Raw genomic sequence first — 351 nt, forward strand, 5'->3', positions numbered from 1 at the left:
CATGTCCCGCCAGCAGGCGGTGGATGCCATTGCGGCGGGCATGGGGCTTGTCCGGGCGCAGAAGGCGGCGGGGGTGCAGCTGCTGGCCACGGGGGAGATGGGCATTGGCAACACCACCACCTCCAGCGCCGAGGCTGCGGTTCTGCTGGGTCAGCCCGTGGAGCGGATGACAGGCCGTGGTGCTGGCCTTTCCGACGCGGGGCTTGCCCGCAAGCTGGATGCCATCCGGCGGGGCATTGCGCGGAATCGGCCAGATGTTGCTGACCCTATGGATGTGCTTTCCTAGCTGGGCGGGTTCGACATCGCCGGGCTGTGCGGTGTTTTTCTGGGCGGCGCGCTGGAAGGCCTGCC

Annotated in this window: 1 pseudogene; it reads left to right on the plus strand. The window is 68.7% G+C overall.

From position 1 onward, the window contains the following. Positions 1-351, plus strand: a pseudogene (locus P0G09_RS16120) (nicotinate-nucleotide--dimethylbenzimidazole phosphoribosyltransferase); the annotation flags it as partial.

Origin of the sequence: Faecalibacterium sp. DFI.5.82 (assembly GCF_029076575.1) — a bacterium.
GTDB lineage: Bacteria > Bacillota > Clostridia > Oscillospirales > Ruminococcaceae > Faecalibacterium > Faecalibacterium duncaniae.